Annotated in this window: 12 protein-coding genes and 2 pseudogenes; 11 read left to right on the top strand and 3 right to left on the bottom strand. The window is 46.4% G+C overall.

From position 1 onward, the window contains the following. The 4 genes and pseudogenes from F6K52_RS20780 to tadA form a co-directional block, all read left to right on the top strand. Positions 1 to 1009 (top strand): annotated as a pseudogene (locus F6K52_RS20780) (hypothetical protein); the annotation flags it as partial. A gap of 232 nt (positions 1010 to 1241) precedes the next feature. Then, positions 1242 to 1556, top strand: coding sequence for a glutaredoxin 3 (grxC, locus tag F6K52_RS20775; RefSeq protein ID WP_293081907.1), 315 nt, complete (start codon positions 1242 to 1244; stop codon positions 1554 to 1556). A gap of 361 nt (positions 1557 to 1917) precedes the next feature. After that, positions 1918 to 2928, top strand: coding sequence for a Type 1 glutamine amidotransferase-like domain-containing protein (locus F6K52_RS20770; protein ID WP_293081904.1), 1011 nt, complete (start codon positions 1918 to 1920; stop codon positions 2926 to 2928). A gap of 327 nt (positions 2929 to 3255) precedes the next feature. Further along, entirely contained in the window at positions 3256 to 3747 is a 492-nt protein-coding gene (gene tadA, locus F6K52_RS20765) for a tRNA adenosine(34) deaminase TadA (protein WP_293081900.1), read from the top strand. Here the strand turns inward: tadA and F6K52_RS20760 are convergent. After that, complete coding sequence (locus F6K52_RS20760; RefSeq protein WP_293081896.1) at positions 3722 to 3922, bottom strand: hypothetical protein; 201 nt, start codon at positions 3920 to 3922, stop codon at positions 3722 to 3724. The two genes, tadA and F6K52_RS20760, sit on opposite strands and share 26 nt — an antisense overlap. A gap of 266 nt (positions 3923 to 4188) precedes the next feature. Between F6K52_RS20760 and F6K52_RS20755 the strand changes: the two genes are divergently transcribed. Further along, positions 4189 to 4926 (top strand): 1-acyl-sn-glycerol-3-phosphate acyltransferase, encoded by a 738-nt coding sequence (locus F6K52_RS20755; protein WP_293081892.1) that lies wholly within the window; start codon positions 4189 to 4191, stop codon positions 4924 to 4926. Between the two features lie 108 nt (positions 4927 to 5034). On the opposite strand, the gene psbC is transcribed toward F6K52_RS20755, so the two are convergent. After that, positions 5035 to 6420, bottom strand: a complete 1386-nt coding sequence (gene psbC / locus F6K52_RS20750) for a photosystem II reaction center protein CP43 (protein ID WP_293081889.1) — start codon at positions 6418 to 6420, stop codon at positions 5035 to 5037. Next, a complete protein-coding gene (gene psbD, locus F6K52_RS20745; protein WP_293081886.1) occupies positions 6404 to 7462 on the bottom strand; it encodes a photosystem II D2 protein (photosystem q(a) protein) in 1059 nt (352 codons plus the stop codon). The genes psbC and psbD overlap by 17 nt, the downstream gene beginning before the upstream one ends. 487 nt (positions 7463 to 7949) lie before the next feature. Here psbD and F6K52_RS20740 point away from each other — a divergent pair, with 487 nt between their 5' ends. The 6 genes and pseudogenes from F6K52_RS20740 to F6K52_RS20715 form a co-directional block, all read left to right on the top strand. Further along, positions 7950 to 8516 carry a photosystem I assembly protein Ycf4 gene (locus F6K52_RS20740; RefSeq protein WP_293081883.1) on the top strand — a complete coding sequence of 189 codons (567 nt, stop codon included), beginning with the start codon at positions 7950 to 7952 and terminating at the stop codon, positions 8514 to 8516. 169 nt (positions 8517 to 8685) lie between these two features. After that, positions 8686 to 9435: a peptidylprolyl isomerase gene (locus tag F6K52_RS20735; RefSeq protein WP_293081880.1), complete on the top strand. Its 750-nt coding sequence runs from the start codon at positions 8686 to 8688 to the stop codon at positions 9433 to 9435. A 30-nt stretch (positions 9436 to 9465) separates the two neighbouring features. Continuing rightward, entirely contained in the window at positions 9466 to 10659 is a 1194-nt protein-coding gene (locus F6K52_RS20730; RefSeq protein ID WP_293081877.1) for a beta-ketoacyl-ACP synthase, read from the top strand. Between the two features lie 135 nt (positions 10660 to 10794). After that, a complete protein-coding gene (gene purF / locus F6K52_RS20725; protein ID WP_293081874.1) occupies positions 10795 to 12285 on the top strand; it encodes an amidophosphoribosyltransferase in 1491 nt (496 codons plus the stop codon). A gap of 665 nt (positions 12286 to 12950) precedes the next feature. Continuing rightward, positions 12951 to 13163 (top strand): DUF2839 domain-containing protein, encoded by a 213-nt coding sequence (locus F6K52_RS20720; protein ID WP_293081871.1) that lies wholly within the window; start codon positions 12951 to 12953, stop codon positions 13161 to 13163. A 324-nt stretch (positions 13164 to 13487) separates the two neighbouring features. After that, positions 13488 to 13739: pseudogene (locus tag F6K52_RS20715) on the top strand (DUF1815 family protein); the annotation flags it as partial. Positions 13740 to 13815: the final 76 nt, after the last annotated feature.

Below are 13815 nucleotides of genomic sequence, written 5' to 3'. Positions count from 1 at the left end.
CCTAGAAGCCGCACAAGCCATTACCAATAATAGACAGCGAGCCCATGCCCTGAGCTCACTAGCACCACAGTTGCCGGAAATCTTACCAGAAGCCCTAGAAGCCGCACAAGCCATTACCAATAATAGACAGCGAGCCCATGCCCTGAGCTCACTAGCACCACAGTTGCCGGAAATCTTACCAGAAGCCCTAGAAGCCGCACAAGCCATTACCAATAATAGAGACCGAGTCTATGCCCTGAGCTCACTAGCACCACAGTTGCCGGAAATCTTACCAGAAGCCCTAGAAGCCGCACAAGCCATTACCGATGAATGGGAGCGAGCCGATGCCCTGAGCTCACTAGCACCACAGTTGCCGGAAAACCTACTCCCAGAAGCCCTAGAAGCCGCACAAGCCATTACCAATAATAGACAGCGAGCCCATGCCCTGAGTAACCTAGCACCACAGTTGCCGGAAATTTTACCAGAAGCCCTAGAAGCCGCAACAGCCATTACCGATTGGAGCCGAGCCAGAGCCCTGAGAGAACTAGCACCACATTTCCCTCAAATCTTACCAGAAGCCCTAGAAGCCGCACAAGCCATTACCAATAATAGAGACCGAGCCCATGCCCTGAGGGCACTAGCACGACATTTCCCGGAAAACCTACTCCCAGAAGCCCTAGAAGCCGCACGAGCTATTACCAATAATAGACAGCGAGCCGATTCCCTGAGACAACTAGCAGCAGATTGCCCAGAAAGCCTACTTTCAGAAGTCCTAGAAACAGCACGGGCAATTCAGTCTGAGTATCACCGAGCCATAACCTTCAGTGGACTAATCGAAAATCCCCACTTTTCCCTCCAAGAGGACGTTTCCCTTTGGCAAGAGTTTCTTCACACCTTGGCTTGTCGCGATCGCCAGCACTTCTTAGAAGACCTGGTTAATCTCAGTCCAACTATTATCTCTTTGGGAGGCAAAGAAGCTCTGGCTGCAATTGTTGAAGGGATTAAGGATGTGAGTCGGTGGTGGCCCTAGATCAGAATTAAAAAGCGTTACAAACAACTATTTTAGCAATTATTTATATATTGTTTTTGTAACCATCATTACACCCATTTATAGATAGTATTTTAAAACAAATAATCAAACCAAATACTGATTTATAATAATACAAAAACTTATACTATTTCTTTCCTTTTTCTTAATTTAAACTATCCTGTAACCATGCTATATCTTTAACTAGGATTCAACAAAATAGGATTAACCAACAATGCTGGATTTTCTCAATCCCATCCTAGGACGCAACCCAGAACAGATGAAAGCCAACGTGGAAATTTACACCTGGCAAGCTTGCCCCTTCTGTATCCGAGCGAAGCTATTGCTATGGTGGAAAGGGGTTGACTACACGGAGTATAAAATCGATGGGGACGACAATGCCAGAAACCAGATGGCAGAACGAGCCAACGGAGGCCGAACGGTACCCCAAATTTTTATCAATAACCAACACATTGGCGGTTGCGATGAGTTGTATGATTTAGACGCTAAGGCACAATTGGAATCTTTGTTAACTCAGGCAGCGAGCTAATGGGAATCGGGAATCGGGAATCGGGAATCGGGAATCGGGAATCGGGAACAGGGAACAGAGAGGGTTGCTGATTATGGGTATGATTTTGCCCCCCTAGGGAGGGTTTTCAAAGTTTTCCGCAAGATTATGATCCCCCCCAGCCCCCCTTAAAAAAAGGGGGGAGCCATACTCGCTCGTCCCCCTTTTTTAAGGGGGATTTAGGGGGATATCCGCACTCAAAGTCCCCCTTTTTTAAGGGGGATTTAGGGGGATCTCCGATGTTCCCTGTTCCCTACCTTTAAAGTTAACTTTTCAACTTAGTGCAAGATCGGAATAGAAGAGTTAAGGTTGATTGGTTAAGCTTTCAGGGTGAATAACAATAGTGAAACGTTTAGTTATTAGTGCCTTAGTCTTCGTGATCATGCTGGGAGTAGTAGCATTACCTGCAGCTGCTACGGTCAAGCGCTATCAAATTAGTGAATCGCCTAATGTTGATCTGTCTTTAGATGGCCCTGCCTTTGATTTAGGTGGTGGTGGTCCTGATGTCGATCAAGCGATCCAGTGGATGATTAACCAAGTTAGGGATTGCAGCGAATGCGATCGCCTTTGGCGCGGCTTCGCCGATCGCACAGTTGATGTAGTCGTAATCCGGTCTTTTGGTGACGATGGCTACAATGAAGCAATTTATGACATGGACGGGGTTAATTCTGTAGAAACCCTAGTGCTCGATAGCCATGATGACGCTAATCGACCGGATGTGGTGGCTACGGTGGAAAACGCTGAAGTATTATTTTTTACCGGTGGTGACCAGTGCGACTACGTTGAGAATTTCCTGGACACAGACCTTCATGATGCGATCGCTTATGTCCTTGATAAAGGTGGCGCTATTGGTGGAACCAGTGCTGGTGCCATGATTCAAGGTAGTTTTGTCTATGATGCTTGTCAAGGTTCAATCCGCTCCGATGAAGCCCTCAATGACCCCTATGACAATTACATTAGCTTGACTAATTATCTATTTGAATGGCGAGACCTAAAATCAGTAATTGTCGATACCCACTTTAGCGAACGAGAGCGCATGGGTCGCCTAATGGTATTCATTGCTCGCCAGCTCCAAGATACTGACGCAGAAGAGGTATTAGGCATTGGAGTAGACGAAGCCACATCAGTAGTTGTAAACTACAACGGTTACGCTGAAGTGATCGGAGAAGGCGCAGCCTATTTTGTCCTAGGTGACCATCGACCAGAAGAATGTGAACCAGGAATTCCCCTAACCTTTTCCAATTACAAAATTTGGAAACTATCCGGAGGTGACACCTTTGACCTCAGATATTTACCAACCTCTGGCTACGAAATCGCTAGCGTAGAAGAGGGAATAATTAGTTTTGAGGAATAGGGAATAGGGATTAGGGAGTAGGGAATCGGGAACAGGGAACAGGGAATAGGGAGTAGGGAGTAGGGAGTAGGGAGCAGGGAGTAGGGAAATAATACCTGTTTATAAAACTAATTAGTTTCATAAAAAATCTCCCGTAAAATAATTACTATAAATTCAAAAAATTGTATATAAATCAACAATTTAAAATTGAAAATAGCAATTACCAATTAATCCTTAATCCTTAATTATTATTTCCCGATCTCCCCACACTTCCCTCTCTTTCCCTCTCTTTCCCTACTCCCTGCTCCCTGCTCCCTACTCCCTGCTCCCTGCTCCCTACTCCCCAGAATGGAAGTACCTAACCCGATTGATAACTCCTATCTCATCCATCGCAAATGGATGAGTGTTGCCATAGAAATTGCCCAGAAAGCTGGTGAAGCGGGTGAGGTACCAGTGGGTGCGGTGATTGTAGACAGTGAAGGTAAGTTAATTGCGACAGGAGAGAATCGCCGAGAGCGGGACCAAGACCCCACTGCTCATGCCGAAATCCTGGCACTCCGTGCTGCTGGTAAAAAGTTGCAAACCTGGCATCTTAATCACTGCACTCTCTACGTTACCTTAGAACCTTGTCCCATGTGTGCCGGAGCGATTATCCTAGCACGACTCGGTCTTCTGGTTTATGGTGTGGATGATCCTAAAACTGGCAGCATTCGCACCGTTGCTAATCTTCCTGATAGTGCTTGTTCTAATCATCGCTTACCAGTCATAGGGGGAATTATGGAATCCGTTTGTCGGGAACAGTTGCAATCTTGGTTTACCCAGCGACGCAAAAGACAATAGCAGTTCGACCTTGGGTCAGTTGCTTACACCCTTGGGGTTTTAGGGAGTAGGGAGTAGGGAGTAGGGAACAGGAAAGAAAGAACAGGGAAGTCGAACCTGGGCAAAAATTCTTTGTACCTCCGCAGTCTTCATGGAGTTGCTGATCTGACTCCCAATCTACCCACACTTCCAACACTTCCCTCTCTTTCCCTACTCCCTACTCCCTGCTCCCTGCTCCCTTACCCCTCAAACTGATTAACTTTAGCAAGTTAACTTCAGCAATGGCATTAATACCTTTACTCTCAATAGCGAACATATCAGCGCATGACACCAAAAGAAGTGTCCCGTTAGTGTCAGATATTGATCTTGAAACCACATACAGTAGAAGTGAAGGTTAAGGATTTAGGAAAAACCCTTGATCCTTGATAGTTTAGCTCTACTTACCGTAAGTACGATTGAGCAATGACAACAACGTTAAAACCCACTTCTGATGATGGTAACGCCATGAAAGTCATACCTGTAGATTCTGGTATTTGCCACTGGTTAACTAACATTATCTATCCCTTAGCACGGCGTGTTGTTATTCCGTTTCATTTTGGTAAACTTACCGTAACAGGGGAAGAAAACGTTCCTAAGACTGGTCCTATTATTTTAGCTCCCACCCATCGCTCTCGTTGGGATGCGTTAATAGTTCCTTACGCCGTTGGTAAACCAGTAACCGGACGTGACTTGCGGTATATGGTCTCAGCCGATGAAATGAATGGCATACAGGGCTGGTTGATCCGTCGTGTAGGAGGGTTCCCCGTAGATACTGGACGTGGAGGAGTTAGCAGTATCCGTCAAACTGTGGAACTCCTGAGCAATGGCGAAGCACTGGTAATGTTTCCTGAAGGCAATATCTTCCGTAATGGTAAAGTAAACCGCTTAAAACCGGGTATGGCTCGTATTGCCTTGCAGGTAGAATCATCTCACCCTGGTATTGGTCTCAATATAGTACCGATTAGTCTTAATTATAGCCAGCCTATCCCTAAATGGGGTTGTGATGTCACAATAACTGTTGGATCTCCGATTAGTGTAGGGGATTATTCTACCAAGTCAGTTAAAAAAGGAGCTGCAGAGCTTACTCATGACCTGCATACATCGATGAGCAACTTAGACAAGAGTTATGCAGAACAATGTTCCAAAAAAAAGCTCCTGTAGAATACAGGAGCTGTAAAAATCACTTAGCTATTAGTTAGCCATTAATTAGCCATTAATTAGCGTTTCTTAGGCTGATTTACCATTGAGTTATTCACTCAATAAAATCACCTAGTCAAGGTCAGGCATACTAAGTACTGCCTCAGTTTCACGCTCAATACCTTTCTCGAATCCAGCCGCAGCAGCCCGTGCGCGACCAGCGTGCCAGAGGTGACCAACTAGGAAGAAGAAGGCCATTACAAAGTGGAAACTAGCCAACCAAGCACGAGGGTTGACATAGTTGAAGGAATTTGCCTCAGTAATAATGCCACCTACAGAGTTGATGGAACCGTTAGGAGCATGGGTCATGTACTCAGCAGCACGACGTAGCTGCCAAGGCTGAATGTCATTTCTGAGCTTGTTAACATCCAGACCATTGGGACCCCGTAGAGGCTCCAACCACGGACCTTGGAAGTCCCAGAAGCGCATGGTTTCACCACCGAAGATGATTTCACCAGTAGGAGAGCGCATCAGGTATTTACCCAGACCAGTAGGACCTTGGGAAGACGCGATGTTAGCACCTAGACGTTGGTCACGGGCTAAGAACACGAAAGACTGAGCTTGAGACGCTTCAGCATTGGTAGGGCCGTAGAACTCACTAGGATAAGCGGTGTTGTTGAACCACACGTAGCAAGAGCAAATGAAGCCCATCATGGACAAGGCACCTAAACTGTAGGAGAGGTAAGCTTCTCCAGACCAGACAAAGGCACGACGAGCCCAGCCGAAGGGTTTAGTCAGAATGTGGAATACACCACCAAAGATGCAGATCAGACCAAGCCAGATATGACCGCCAATGATGTCTTCCATGTTGTTGACACCAATAATCCAACCTTCTCCACCGAAGGGAGCATCGACTAAGTAGCCGAAGATCACAGCAGGATTCAGGGTTGGGTTGGTGATCAAACGAACCGCACCACCACCAGGTGCCCAAGTGTCATAAACACCGCCGACGAACATGGCCTTGATCACCAGCAAGAAGGCACCTAATCCTAAGATGATCAGGTGGAACCCGATGATACTAGTCATCTTGTTCTTGTCCTTCCAGTCGTAACCAAAGAAGTTAGAATAACTTTCTAAGGCTTCAGGACCACGAACGGCGTGATAAATACCGCCGAAGCCCAATACGGCAGAAGAAATCAGGTGTAGAACACCAATCACAAAGTAGGGGAAAGTGTCAATAATTTCGCCACCAGGACCAACACCCCAACCCAAAGTAGCCATGTGAGGGATTAGGATTAATCCTTGCTCGAACACAGGCTTTTCGGGAATGTAGTGAGCAACCTCAAATAGGGTCATTGCACCAGCCCAGAAAACGATCAGGCCAGCATGGGAAACATGAGCTCCCAGCAACTTACCAGAGAGGTTGATCAGACGGGCATTACCAGACCACCAGGCGAAACCGGAAGATTCTTGGTCGCGATTGCCCGCAACCATACCAACATTAGAGAGCGTTACCACGCGGTAGTACCTCCTCAGGGAACTCAAAGTTTTGGTGGGGTTGGTCTGCCGGAGCCATCCAAGCCCGGAGACCTTCATTCAGCAAAATGTTCTTAGTGTAGAAGGTTTCAAATTCTGGATCTTCTGCTGCCCGGATTTCCTGGGACACGAAGTCATAGGCTCGCAGGTTCAATGCTAAACCTACAATTCCTACTGCACTCATCCACAAGCCGGTTACTGGCACAAACAACATGAAGAAGTGTAACCAGCGCTTGTTGGAGAAAGCAATTCCGAAGATTTGAGACCAGAAGCGGTTAGCAGTGACCATGGAGTAGGTCTCTTCCGCTTGGGTCGGATTGAACGCCCGGAAGGTGTTAGCTTTATCTCCATCCTGGAACAGGGTATTTTCCACCGTTGCCCCATGAATGGCACATAGCAGAGCACCACCGAGTACCCCAGCCACACCCATCATGTGGAAGGGATTCAGTGTCCAGTTGTGGAAGCCTTGCAGGAACAGGATGAAACGGAAGATACCTGCTACCCCAAAGCTAGGACCAAAGAACCAGCCCGACTGTCCCAAGGGGTACATCAGGAACACGCTGACAAATACTGCAATCGGCGCACTGAATGCGATCGCGTTGTAGGGTCTAATGCCTACTAGACGAGCAATTTCAAATTGCCGCAGCATGAACCCAATCAGACCAAACGCTCCGTGGAATGCCACGAAGCTCCACAACCCTCCTAGTTGGAACCAGCGGGTCAAGTCTCCTTGAGCTTCTGGACCCCACAACAGCAGCAGGGAATGTCCCAGGCTGTTGGGAGGAGAGGACACTGCTACGGTCAGGAAGTTACAGCCTTCTAGGTAAGAAGAGGCTAAGCCGTGGCTGTACCAAGAGGTAACAAAGGTGGTACCAGTTAGCCAGCCCCCTAAAGCCATGTAGGCACAGGGGAACAAAAGAATGCCGGACCAGCCGACGAATACAAAGCGATCGCGCTTGAGCCAGTCATCAAGGATGTCAAACCATCCTCTGGTGCTGGGGGCGCGTCCTACTGCTACTGTCATAGATTCAAATCCTCATACATATAACGATTTGCAAGGATTCAAAATTGGGACGTTTTTACGTCTTTTTAGCGACACTCCTACCCTTTTACAGGTAGATTTCCCTTAGATTTCAGTGAGTTTAAGTCACTTCCCTCTTACAGGATGGTCTTTTAACGGGATGCCACAGGCTATAAGGTTAGGCTGTGGTCACTTAATGTTTCTTAAACTATCACACCGTTTAACCCTTCACTTTATTCTCCCATAAGGAGAGTTGGGTTACAAACGTTACATACAATAATAATAAATACCAAAAATTTTACAAAATTACACATACTCCTCAGATTTTTTTTATATTTAGTGTCAAAAGTTACATAATTTCCCTGTCTTGGTCAAAAATGTGATACTAGTTCTAGATGAGCTCGCTGGAGTATCCATAACTTGCGCTATGTACTCTCGCTCCTCAGCACTATTGTCAAGTCAGATTTCATAGAGGCAACCACATCTTCTCATGGCAGCATCGACCAACCAACTGGAAAACCTGGTACTTCGACAATCGGTTCTTGGCTCTCGCCGTTTGAGCAACTATTTAGTGGCAGCAGCTGTATCCATAGGAGGTATAGGCTTTTTCCTCGCAGGGCTTTCGAGTTATCTCAACATGGATCTACTCCCGATTGGAGATGCAACCAACCTAATTTTTATCCCTCAGGGAGTAGCAATGGGGTTCTATGGCGTTGCTGCGCTGTTGCTATCTCTCTACCTATGGCTAACCGTTTATTGGGATATCGGTGGAGGGTACAATGAATTTAACCAAGAAACAGGTATGGTCAGAGTAGTGCGGTCTGGCTTTCCCGGTAAAAACCGTGAAGTCGAATTCAGTTGCCGTACAGAAGATGTGCAATCGATTCGAGTAGACATCAAAGAGGGTATAAATCCACGCCGAGTCCTCTACGTCCGCACCAAGGATCGTCGGGAAGTTCCTCTAACTCGTGTCGGTCAACCCATTTCCCTTTCGGAATTAGAAAATCAGGGAGCAGAGCTGGCTCGTTTCTTAGAAGTTCCCTTGGAAGGGTTGTAAATTACCAGGTGGCCCACTCCCTTATCAAGTTGCTTCCTGCTTAAACAAAGCTGTTTAAATAAAGCTGTTCAAACAAAGCTGTTTAAATAAAGCTTCTTAAAAAAATAAGTAGTATAGGCTACAGAAACTGAAAAGGTAAACAAGTATAAACTATCTAGTTAAACTAAGCATGAGTAAGAATATCCGGCGCTGGCTATCTGTGATGTTAGTAGTGTTAGCTCTGGTAATAGCAGGATGCAGTGGCTCAACGTCGAACTCAACGGAATCATCAACTCCCGAAAACAACCCTACTCCTGCTGAGACCACCAGCAATCCCCAATTCAGCAATTTACCCCGACTAGACAAAAAAGCTACTGTTGAGCTGAGGGTAAAAGGCTCACCGATTACTATTGAAGTTGATGGCACCAATGCCCCGATTACAGCTGGCAATTTTGTAGACCTCGTTCAAAAGGGTGTTTATGACGGACTAGTGTTTCACCGAGTGGTAAGGGAACCTCAACCATTTGTTGTCCAAGGTGGTGATCCCCAAGGAAAAAACCCAAAATTCCCAGTAGAGCGTCTGGGCACAGGGGGGTTCATCGATCCACAAACGAACGAAACTCGCTACATTCCATTAGAAATTAAGCCGAAGGGGGCAAAGGAACCGATATACAGCAAAACCTTTAAGACAGCCGGAATTAGTAGTAGTCCTCAGTTGAATCATACTCGTGGTGCTGTAGCCATGGCTCGTTCCCAAATGCCAAACTCAGCCTCTTCACAGTTTTACTTTGCCCTAGCAGACCTGCCTTTCTTGGATGGGGACTATGCTGTATTTGGCTATGTCACTAAAGGTATGGATGTGGTAGACAAAATTCAGCAAGGCGATCGCATTGAATCAGTCAAAGTCACTCAAGGCATCGAAAACCTGAAGAAACCTTAAGATAACGATTAACGATCTTTAAACGAATCCGTGCAGGTATGTGTTACTGGGATTGGATTAGTATCTGCTTTAGGTCGCCTCAAACCCAGTTGGCAGCATTTGCTAAACGGTGAGTCGGCTATTAGGTGGTATCGACCCTTTGCCAATTTACCACCTCTACCTTTGGCTATGATTGGTCAAACACCAGCTTCTGTTGAACAGCTGACCTACCAGGTTGTAGCAGATGCTCTTGAAGATGCTAACTTAACCATGCCTCTCAAGGATTGTGGGGTGGTGATTGGTTCTAGTCGTAGCTGTCAGGCGGCTTGGGAACAACTAGCCCAGGAAAATATAACTAGTCACAGGAAACTCGACACCGAACCAGAGTATCCCCGATTTGATATCTTAAATGAGGAGATCTTAACTCTAGAGCATTGGTTAGACACTCTACCCCATCAACCGGCTATTGCTGCTGCCCATTACATTGGTTCCTATGGGCCAGCACTAGCACCAATGGCAGCTTGTGCAACAGGAATTTGGGCGATCGCTCAAGGATTTGAATTGATTCAAACCGGTCAATGCCAAAGAGTCATTGCTGGTGCTGTAGAAGCACCAATTACTCCTCTAACCCTAGCCGGATTTACTAAAATGGGGGCTCTAGCAAAAACTGGTGCTTACCCCTTTGACAAGCAACGTCAAGGCTTGGTGTTGGCAGAGGGAGGTTCTGTCTTGGTATTGGAGTCAGAGGATTTGGCTCGTCGTCGAGGAGCGCCTATCTATGGAAAATTATTGGGGTTTGGCTTAACCTCGGACGCTTATCATGTCAGTAAACCTAATCGGGATCAACAGAGTGCGATCGCAGCTATCAAACAATGTCTAGACCGCAGCCATCTATTTCCTACAGATATTGATTATATCCATACCCACGGTACCGCTACCCAACTCAATGACCAGAATGAAGCGGAGCTGATTCAGCAGCTATTTCCCCAAGGGGTGGCAATCAGTTCTACAAAAGGAGCCACCGGTCACACTCTTGGTGCCTCTGGAGCCATTGGTACTGCTTTTAGTTTAATGGCTTTAAAACACCAAGTCTTACCCCCTTGTATTGGGTTGAGGGAACCGGAATGGGATTTGGATTTCGTAACTATAGCGCGTCAGTGCCAAGTCAGGCAAGCCCTATGTTTTAGCTTCGGTTTCGGGGGGCAAAATGCAGTAACCGCTATAGGAATATCCAGCAATTGCTGACATTAACCCACAATAATATCGTATAGGTGATATCGTTAAGGAAACATTAAGTTTAATTAAATATACAAAACCAATCCCCTTGGGATTTAGGTTCTACCGACTTCATTCCGCAATTAGGAGCAACCCATAATAGTTATGATGTCCAACCAATCCCTTTCCTCTGACCAAAATTTTAATCAGTCCAAGGATAACTATCTCCAGCGCTTGGACAAGCCAGAGGAAGCTTGCGGAGTCTTTGGTATCTATGCACCAGAGCAAGATGTCGCTAAGCTGACTTACTTTGGTCTATTTGCCCTACAGCATCGAGGTCAGGAGTCATCAGGGATTGCTACCTTTGATGACAAGCAGTTGCATGTCTACAAGGATATGGGGCTAGTCTCCCAGGTCTTTAATGAAGAAATTTTGGATCAGCTACCTGGTCAGATTGCCGTTGGTCATAATCGTTATTCTACCACTGGCTCTAGCCAAATCGCCAATGCTCAACCAGCCGTGGTGGAAACTACCTTAGGACCCTTGGTTTTGGCTCATAACGGTAACTTGGTCAACACTATTCAATTACGTGATGATTTACTCAAGCATAACTCTAACTTGAGGAGCACCACGGATTCCGAACTAATCGCCCTAGGGATCGCTGCAGAGGTTAACCATGGCAAAGGGTGGTTGGAGGCAGCAATGAGTGCCTTTCAATCTTGCCAAGGAGCGTTTAGTTTAGTCATTGGCACACCGGATGGATTAATGGGTGTTCGTGACCGGAATGGCATTCGCCCTCTAGTGATTGGCACCTTAGGTGGCAATTCTGGGGGCTACGTCCTGGCATCAGAAACCTGTGGTTTAGACATTATCGGTGCTGAATATCTGCGGGATGTGGAACCGGGAGAATTAGTGTGGATTAATGACCAAGGGATTGCTTCCTTCGACTGGAGTCAAAAGCCAGAGCGCAAAGTTTGCATCTTTGAGATGATTTACTTTGCTCGCCCTGATAGCGTCATGGATGATGAAACTGTGTTTAGCTATCGGTTACGCCTAGGGCGTCAGCTGGCAAGAGAGTCAAAACCAGATGCGGACATGGTGATTGCTGTACCCGATTCTGGTATCCCGGCAGCTATCGGTTTTTCCCGAGAGTCTGGTATTCCTTACGGAGAGGGACTGATTAAAAATCGCTATGTGGGTCGTACTTTTATCCAACCCACTCAGACTATGCGAGAAACTGGTATCCGCATGAAACTTAATCCCCTCAAAGATGTCTTAGTTGGTAAACGAGTGGTACTAGTAGATGACTCCATTGTTCGAGGAAACACCAGCAGCAAACTTATCAAAGCTTTGCGTGATGCAGGTGTAGCTGAGGTACATATGCGAGTCTCCTCGCCCCCAGTCACTCATCCTTGCTTCTATGGAATAGACACCGATAACCAAGAGCAACTGATTGCCGCCACCAAGTCAGTCGCAGAAATAGCCAATTATATTGGTGTGGACTCCCTCAATTATCTGAGTTGGGAGGGAATGATGCTAGCCGCAAGGAAAGACTCCAAGAGTTTCTGCTCTGCTTGTTTCACAGGTCATTACCCTGTTGCCCTTTCAGAAGAACTCAAGCGTTCTAAATTGATCCTGGAAGAGGTACAGGTTTGAAGGAAAAAGGTAAAAGGTAAAAGGTGGCACCACACCCATAACAGGGTGAAGAAATTCACCCAATCCCTTTGCCTTTTTCCTGCCCCCCGATCTTTGCTCATAAGGGTAGCTTTTTTACTTTGACCTCAGGTGTGGGGTGTAGGGGGAACGGGTGTGGGGTGTGGGGGTACAGACAAGCGATGCAGAGGGCGACCCGTGGCGAATTTAATTCGACGACTGTAAGCGCACCATTACGGTCTTGGGGAGGCAGTGCCGACCTGCGGGGGTTTCCCCCACTCGCGCTTTGGATCAAGACAACGACAAGCGTGATTTGCGCCTTCACGCGGGGGTTTCCCCCACTCGCGCTTTGCATGGCTGACAATTAAGTATATTGTCTTATCCCCCACACCCCACACCCCACACCCCACACCCCACACCCCACACCCCACACCCCACACCCCACACCCCACACCTCACGTCTTTGTTAAAAACCTACCCCTGTGAGCTTATTAAGGGGGGATAAGGGCAGCCTTGATTGGTACTGTTGGCTGGCGACAAGCGTAAATTTATTGAGGTTGCCAAGGCTGATCATGCCCTAAAGTTAAGAAATTCTACACCTGCTCTGCTAATGCCCACCATTGTTAAATGCATAGGTTATTATTATCACTGAGTGATTAAGAACGATTATGGGTGAAGCAAAACGCCGGAAAGCAGCACTGGGACAAGACTACGGGAAAGAAGCCAACATATTTCCATGGCTCCCGATAACTAAAAGTCAGGGTGAGCAGTTTGTTAAATGGACCACTAGGGGAGCTTGGGCTGGTATTGTCTTTATGATTGTCTTCTGGCTAACGGTGAGATTTATAGGACCTGGATTTGGTTGGTGGCAAGTAAATTAACATCGTGCGACTCCCTAATCACACGGAACTATCGGTTTTACTTTAACTCGTAGTTAGGTTAGTTAAAGAATTTCGATAAACATATAGAAACTACTAATGTATATCCCTTGACTCATGAAAATTGTGACAAGGGAGCCAGTTTGCCTTGACCGATAGGTTGATTTTGGGATAGAACAAGGCAAGAGATTAACGAAAAGATTGACAAGAGTCTATTTTTTATAAAAATCCCCCGATTCTATCCTGATTTATATTTAAACATGAAGATTAAATTTTTAAGAAAGAATAGAAGCTCTAAAATCTAGGAGTGGTGTTTGGAGAACAGACGTGTTTATACGACTTGCAGAGGAGCACCGTCAATTTGTCAGAGATTTAGTAATGAATCTCCAGGCGTTGGCAATTGTACTAGAAAATCAAGGCTATTTAGCGTCCTGCTACACCTGTGGTGGTCAGATGAATAGCGCATCGTTTATGGTTAGCTTGGGGGACAATCACCTGATTCGATTTTTGGTTTCAGATTACGGGATCACTTGGACTGATATGCGCGTTGACCGAGAACTGATGAAGTTGAAAGGTGCTTAAGCACTCGTTCTTCTTCAAGATCTCGTCAATCTGGATAAATACCGAATTCGTCCTTCAGAATCTCACCCTGCCC

This window comes from Moorena sp. SIO3H5 (assembly GCF_010692395.1).
Taxonomy (GTDB): Bacteria; Cyanobacteriota; Cyanobacteriia; order Cyanobacteriales; family Coleofasciculaceae; genus Moorena.
The sequence above is the reverse complement of the archived record's forward strand: the minus strand, read 5'-3'. Positions and strand labels throughout refer to the sequence as shown.

Coding starts and splice junctions, on each gene's coding strand:
- F6K52_RS20720 (WP_293081871.1), top strand. CDS start 12,951: ATGGGTGAAGCAAAACGCCGGAAAGCAGCACTGGGACAAGACTACGGG.
- tadA (WP_293081900.1), top strand. CDS start 3,256: ATGGAAGTACCTAACCCGATTGATAACTCCTATCTCATCCATCGCAAA.
- F6K52_RS20755 (WP_293081892.1), top strand. CDS start 4,189: ATGACAACAACGTTAAAACCCACTTCTGATGATGGTAACGCCATGAAA.
- F6K52_RS20735 (WP_293081880.1), top strand. CDS start 8,686: ATGAGTAAGAATATCCGGCGCTGGCTATCTGTGATGTTAGTAGTGTTA.
- purF (WP_293081874.1), top strand. CDS start 10,795: ATGATGTCCAACCAATCCCTTTCCTCTGACCAAAATTTTAATCAGTCC.
- grxC (WP_293081907.1), top strand. CDS start 1,242: ATGCTGGATTTTCTCAATCCCATCCTAGGACGCAACCCAGAACAGATG.
- psbD (WP_293081886.1), bottom strand. CDS start 7,462: ATGACAGTAGCAGTAGGACGCGCCCCCAGCACCAGAGGATGGTTTGAC.
- F6K52_RS20740 (WP_293081883.1), top strand. CDS start 7,950: ATGGCAGCATCGACCAACCAACTGGAAAACCTGGTACTTCGACAATCG.